General features: G+C 58.0%; 6 protein-coding genes. 2 read left to right on the top strand and 4 right to left on the bottom strand.

Annotation, left to right across the window (positions count from 1 at the left end; translation table 11 throughout):
• The 4 genes from BP737_RS09035 to BP737_RS09050 form a co-directional block, all read right to left on the bottom strand.
• A partial coding sequence (locus tag BP737_RS09035) for an MATE family efflux transporter (RefSeq protein ID WP_342686134.1) occupies window positions 1–1,202 on the bottom strand: 1,202 nt, incomplete at its 3' end.
• Window positions 1,203–1,468: 266 nt separating this feature from the next.
• Window positions 1,469–1,759 (bottom strand): ATP cone domain-containing protein, encoded by a 291-nt coding sequence (locus tag BP737_RS09040; RefSeq protein ID WP_342686135.1) that lies wholly within the window; start codon window positions 1,757–1,759, stop codon window positions 1,469–1,471.
• Window positions 1,760–1,833: 74 nt separating this feature from the next.
• Window positions 1,834–2,073 (bottom strand): DUF3006 domain-containing protein, encoded by a 240-nt coding sequence (locus BP737_RS09045; RefSeq protein ID WP_342686136.1) that lies wholly within the window; start codon window positions 2,071–2,073, stop codon window positions 1,834–1,836.
• Between the two features lie 2 nt (window positions 2,074–2,075).
• Window positions 2,076–3,263, bottom strand: coding sequence for an MBL fold metallo-hydrolase (locus tag BP737_RS09050; protein WP_342686137.1), 1,188 nt, complete (start codon window positions 3,261–3,263; stop codon window positions 2,076–2,078).
• Between the two features lie 268 nt (window positions 3,264–3,531).
• Between BP737_RS09050 and BP737_RS09055 the strand changes: the two genes are divergently transcribed.
• On the top strand, window positions 3,532–4,359 hold the full coding sequence (locus BP737_RS09055; protein WP_342686138.1) for a helix-turn-helix transcriptional regulator: 828 nt from the start codon (window positions 3,532–3,534) through the stop codon (window positions 4,357–4,359).
• 348 nt (window positions 4,360–4,707) lie between these two features.
• Window positions 4,708–5,616, top strand: a complete 909-nt coding sequence (locus tag BP737_RS09060) for a UbiA family prenyltransferase (protein ID WP_292405885.1) — start codon at window positions 4,708–4,710, stop codon at window positions 5,614–5,616.
• Window positions 5,617–5,876: the final 260 nt, after the last annotated feature.

The following is a 5,876-nucleotide window of genomic DNA, read 5'->3' on the forward strand; positions in this document are numbered from 1 at the left end:
GTCCCCTGGAAGAACGACGCCGAGAAGAGCCCGAACCCGATCACCGGGAAGATCAGGCTCATAACCCGGAGGAATGCCGTCAGTTCCGGCACGATCTCCGCTGTATCACCCCCCATCGCGAAGAGCGTAGCGATATGGGGGGCGAAGACGAACATGGCGGCAGCGAGTCCAAGACCGATACCGAGGCCGAGCCTGACGGCGAAGAGAAGGGCGGACTCCATCCGGGCATACGCCCCGGCCCCGTAGGTGGCGCCGGTGACCGCGACCACTGCCGTCGCGATGGCAAGGATAGGGGTTAAGCCGATATTCACGATCCGCCACCCGGTCGAGTAGACCGCAACGCTGTCGGTACTCGCTATGAGGACAATGACGCCGTTTAACAGCAGGGTCATCAGCGCAAGTGCCAGTTGCTCGGCGGCGGCAGGGACGCCGACCTGCAGGACGTCGCGCACAACTGCAACGTCGGGAGCAAAACCCCGGAGGTGGAGGGAGACGTAGGTATCCCTCTTCACAAAGAGCCAGTAGACCATCGGGACGGCGGAGAGGACCTCAGCGATGATGGTTGCCCAGGCAGCGCCGGCGATCCCCATGCCGCAGGTGTAGATCAGGATCGGATCGAGGATGACATTTGCGAGTGCCCCTACCGCCATCGCATACATGGCCCGTTTTGCATCGCCTTCCCCGTGCATAATCGAGTAGGCAACCTCGCCGAAGAGGAGGGCGAATGTCCCGAGAAAGAGGACCCGGGCATACTCAGCGGCAAGGCCGGCGGCATCGCCTGCGCCCATGAGGACGAAAATGTCCCCGGCGAAGAGGAAGAGCGGGATGGTGACGGCGATGGAAAGGAGGGTCATCAGGAGGATCGTGTGCATCGCGACGCTGCTTGCGCCGTCCCTGTTGCGGGCACCGATCATCCGCGAGAGTGCGGCTTCGCCGCCTGTGCCAAGGCCGCTCGCCAGCCCGATGGTGACGAGGTAGAGCGGAAAGGAAAATCCGACGGCGGCAAGAGCATCGGCACCAAGGCCAGAGACCCAGAACGCGTCGACGACGTTGTAAAGGGTCGTAAGGGTCAGGGCGACCATCATCGGCAGGGAGAGTCTGACGATCGCGGCCTTCGGATCGGCGAGGAGTATCTTTGTTCCTTCTGTATCGTTCTGGTTACTACTGGAGGGTGTATCGTCTTCGGAGTCGCTGGTGGGCATATAGATCGCCTGCTGGCACGTCAACGTCGTTGACGTAATCGAGACGCGTTTACTGATCTGAGAGGACGTTGTGCCGTTATGGGGGGGCTGATTGTCGGACGCGCCCGGGAAGGATGACCGAACTGAAAACGGCCTTCTGGCCGCCGTTCAAATTATCGAATTTCCGGGTAGAATATGACAATACAAGACATATATGGGCCCGGATTGGTAATTATAATTTTGTTCCGGAAGGTTCCGTCCGGAATAGATGAAAAAGAGGAGAGGTATCAGCGGGCGGGTAATTCCGTAACCGCCGGCGCCCCGCGTTTCTTCACGGCACGGTCGTACAAGATCCAGTTATCCTCCCATTCCGGGTTCCGGTCGCGGAGCTGCTCAAGCACCCGCCGCCGGACTTCCCCGGAGGACATCCCGTCGTAGGCAACCCGTTCGACGGCATCCCCGATCGCCCTGGCCTCTTCCAGCGGTGCGCCTGCTTTAAGTGCACTCACGGTCACTTTCTCCCGCACGAATGGTTCTCTCCTGCCATCGAGTTTGACGATATCGACCAGTTCATTCACCTCCTGGATGAGGCTCTGGGCTCATCCGACGATATTAATCTTGTGGTCCGGTCCCATGCCCGGCGGCGACGAGGTTATGCCTTCCCCCGCCCCCGCAGCCGCTCGATCCTCTCCGCCACCCGTTTCCGGGCCTCCGTCGTCGCCGCGACGTCCCGGCGGATCGCGATCTCGAGGATATCCCCTTCCCGCGCGTCGCCGGGGAGGAGGGAAAGGGGGAGCGTGAAGCGGATCGACTCGTTCTCGCGGAGGAGCAGGACGGCAAGATCCCCCTCGATCCGGTCGAGGCTGACGAGAGACGCTGCTGTGTCCTGCATCATCATCGCTCCAGGGTGCTGACGGTCGTGCCGTTCGCGTCGGCGAGCGTGGCGGTATCGCCGTCGTTGTTCCAGACCCCCGCTTTCCGGCCCCAGTAGAGGTCGGTCACGGTGTCGTCGCCCTCACCGGAGTGAACGATGACGTCGGCGCCCGGGTCAAGGGTGTAGACAGGGAAGGTATAGGTGTTTCTCATCCCCTCGTCGGCGATCGTCCAGCCGGTGAGGTTGACCGGCGCCGCCTCGCCGTTCGTGATGGTGACCTCCTCGCCCCGGAGGTCAAGGCCGGTGATCTGCACGCCGGCGGGGGATGGAGCGCCGCCGGCCGTCACGGCAAGCGTCTCGCCGTCGGTAGAAACAACGACGGTCCCATCGCGGTCGGTGCGGTAAATGCGCGAGCCGGCCGCCTCAAGGCGTTCGAGCGTCTCCTCATGGGGATGGCCGTAGTCGTTGCCCGCGCCGACCGTGATGACGCTGACCGCAGGGCTCGCCGCAGCCAGGAACTCTGCCGAGGATGCGTAACGGCTCGCGTGGTGGCCGACCTTCAGGACATCGGTATCGAGGTCGAGCCCGGCTCCTATCAGGCACTCCTCCGCGGGTTCCCCGGCATCGCCCATGAAGAGGTAAGAGATCTCCCCATAGGTCGCTTTCAGGACGATGGAATCCTCATTTGGATCGCCCAGCGGCTCGGATGCCGGGTTTAAGACCCGGATCTCGAGATCGGGGTCGAGAGAAATCGTCTGCCCGCGCTCCGCCACCGTGTATGGGACCTTCCGCTCCTCGATCAGGGCAAGCAGGTTTTCATAGGTCGCAGTGGGGTGCGGCTGTCCGGCATCGACGAACAGCCCGACCGGATATGCGGAGATGACTTCCGCAAGGCCGCCGACGTGGTCGGAATGTGCATGGGTCGCCACCACCGCATCGAGTCTTTCGACGTTCTGACTTTCGAGGTACGCAACGACATGCTCCCCCATCTCGCGTTCGCCGGCGTCAATGAGCAGGGTCTTATCGCGGAACTCAAGGAGGATCGAATCGCCCTGTCCGACGTCGATGAAGTGGACGACGAGGTCTCCGGATAGGCCTGGTACAATCGCCGGCTGCTCGTCGAGGACGGAACAGCCGGCGGTGGCGAGACAGGCGAGGATGCAGGCACAGAGTGCGATGCAGGGCAGGTATCGGAGTATGAACGACATGCTTCTCTAGGTTATCAGGCACCCGACTATAAGTGTGCTGAGATCGGGCGGGGAGCAGATCGCGAGTTCCAGACCTATCGAATTACCGGACCGGTCGTCACCGGAGAATCCAGAAGACTGGAAGCCCCGGCGGATCAAAAAGCCTCGTTTTGGGCGCGCAATCGGCCGCCATCGACAGAGAAAGGAGAGCAGCAGGTGGAAGGGACATGCAGGCGCACGAATGGAAAGGGTGATATGCGTCGACCGGCACCAGTTAACAATACGAACTATGAACGGAACCTCTCCTCTGGAGATCTATAACGAGTACCACGACGACGTTCAGGCGATCTTTCGGTCGAGACTGCTGACGCAGGTGCTGATAGCCCTCGGGAGCGGGAGTAAACCCCTCTCGACCCTTCGTGACACCACGGGGAGTTCGTCGCAGGCGCTCATCCCGAAGATCCGGCAGCTCGAGGCCCTGCATTACGTTGAATCGGTGCGAGGCGACTATGTACTCACCCCTCTCGGCAGGATCGTCGAGCCGGAGATCGAGCGGCTGGTAGCGTTGATGGGAGTGATACAGCGCCATCGGAACTTCTGGACCGAACACGATGTCGAGGGCATACCCTATGAATTTCAAAGAGAGATACAACACTTCTACAACGCGGAGGTAATAAAGGATGTCGAAGAGAACATCTTCGTCGTGTACGCGGCCTTTCTCACGATCCTTCGGGAAGCATCATGGATTCACGGCGTGTCGTCGATTATGAGTCAGGTCCTTGCAAACGCGATTAAAGAGGCGGTTCTGGACGGCAGGCCGGTCGAACTCGTCATTTCCCGGAAACTCGCTCAGACATTGTTCACCGAGCCGTATGACGCAGTGCTTGGGTCCCTGAAAGGATATACCAATTTCAATATATATGTCTCCTCCGCGCCGATCAGATTGGGAATGACAGTGACCGACAGATACCTGTCATTAGGTCTGTACAGGCGTGATACCGATGTTTACGACGCCGCTACAGACCTCATAAGTACCGATGCAGCAGCAGTCTCATGGGGCGAGAAACTTTTTCAGTATTATAAAGCAGACTCCAGATTACTGCAAATTTCTGAGTAACCTCTTCTGAATTCTAATCGTCCAATGCTCGACCAGGACCCGCGATACAACGGTACCTCCTGGATTGGTCAGCGGATGAAGCCCCCGTTGAAGTTAGGGTATTTTTTTAGCCGGATCTACCGGGTCGGTCCCGGTCAACATCCAGAACAAGATACGCCTGCTATCGGATCTGGTGCGTGACTGAAATGGAACTCAAGCACCGAAGGGAATGAACAGTATCCGCCGGTAGAGCGACGGATGCCCCTCTCATGCTCCGGGTAGCACACCGCGTTCGGATACCGGGCCGCATCTAACTGATGAATATTCACTGACGCAATAAATGTTCATCAGATTCCCGAAAATACATACATGTTCAACTCAACTTATCGAACCAACCTAGTTCCATCAGCCTGCCAGTCTATCGTTCATCTCATCGTGTACAGTTCCCTGTACCTCTCCATTACAGGGGCAGCGATGGTGTACATCTCGTGCTTTGTGCAAGGCCTTCCCTTCGACCCAGTCGCCGCGGTGATACTGATGTTGATCGTATTCGCCGTCTACAACCTCAATCGCAAAACCGACGAAAACGAGGATGCCATAAACAACATCGAACGGTATACTTTCACAAAAGAGTACGGCTCTCTCCTCTTTCGTTCCGCAGTCAGTGCCTACATCGTCGCCCTCTGCCTCTCTGCTCTCCAAGGATTCGACAGTTTTTTGATAACAGCCGTTCCCCTGATCGCCGGGATCATCTACAGTGTACCGCTCTTTCCCTCCTGGTTCGGATTTCGGCGATTAAAAGAGGTTCCTGTCATGAAAAGTCTCGTTGTGGCGTTTTCCTGGACCGCTCCCACTACCTTCCTGCCGATCTGCCATGCCTCCCTTCCCGTGGATGCCGTCACCGGCATCGTCGGTATCTTCTTCTTTTTCCAGGTATTCATCAACACAGTGATCTTTGACATGCGTGATGTGGAGGGAGATGTAGCTTCAGGCGTCAAAACGATCCCCACGATGTTAGGCATCCGAAGGACACTTATTCTTCTTACAGGAGTGAACCTGATCATCGGAACTCCGCTGTTACTTGTCAGCGGATTTCTGTCAGGTCCCTGTTCAGCACTGCTGCTCGCTGCAGGCGTAGTCTATGCCCAGGGATACCTTCTCTGTTTCCCACGGTTCGGGACAGAAAAATTCTTCTTCGAACTGCTTACTGACGGAGAATTCATTGTGCTGGGTGGTATATTCTACCTGTTCATCCGCGCGATGCCGTATTCGGTATGACCAGAGGCACAACACAGGAACCGGACAACTGCACCTCCATGGTGCTTCCGGCTTCATCCTTTTCAAGGCCCGGCCCGGGCACAGAAGACCCGCGGGATGGCACCTATCCCAACGTCCAGATCTCGGGCCTCCCGAGGTTTCATCAATCCGCTGAAGATTCATCAACGTAATAAATGTGGAGCTGCCCGTGAGCATCTTAGAGTACGACATGAACATACCTGACGACATCAACCTGCTGAAGAATAAACCCGGTGCTCAAT

This window comes from Methanoculleus sp. UBA291 (assembly GCF_002499755.1).
GTDB classification, from domain to species: domain Archaea; phylum Halobacteriota; class Methanomicrobia; order Methanomicrobiales; family Methanoculleaceae; genus Methanoculleus; species Methanoculleus palmolei.

Bases quoted from the DNA above. Each gene is read 5' to 3' on its own strand.
- BP737_RS09055 (WP_342686138.1), top strand. From the start codon at position 3,532: ATGAACGGAACCTCTCCTCTGGAGATCTATAACGAGTACCACGACGAC.
- BP737_RS09050 (WP_342686137.1), bottom strand. From the start codon at position 3,263: ATGTCGTTCATACTCCGATACCTGCCCTGCATCGCACTCTGTGCCTGC.
- BP737_RS09060 (WP_292405885.1), top strand. From the start codon at position 4,708: ATGTTCAACTCAACTTATCGAACCAACCTAGTTCCATCAGCCTGCCAG.
- BP737_RS09045 (WP_342686136.1), bottom strand. From the start codon at position 2,073: ATGCAGGACACAGCAGCGTCTCTCGTCAGCCTCGACCGGATCGAGGGG.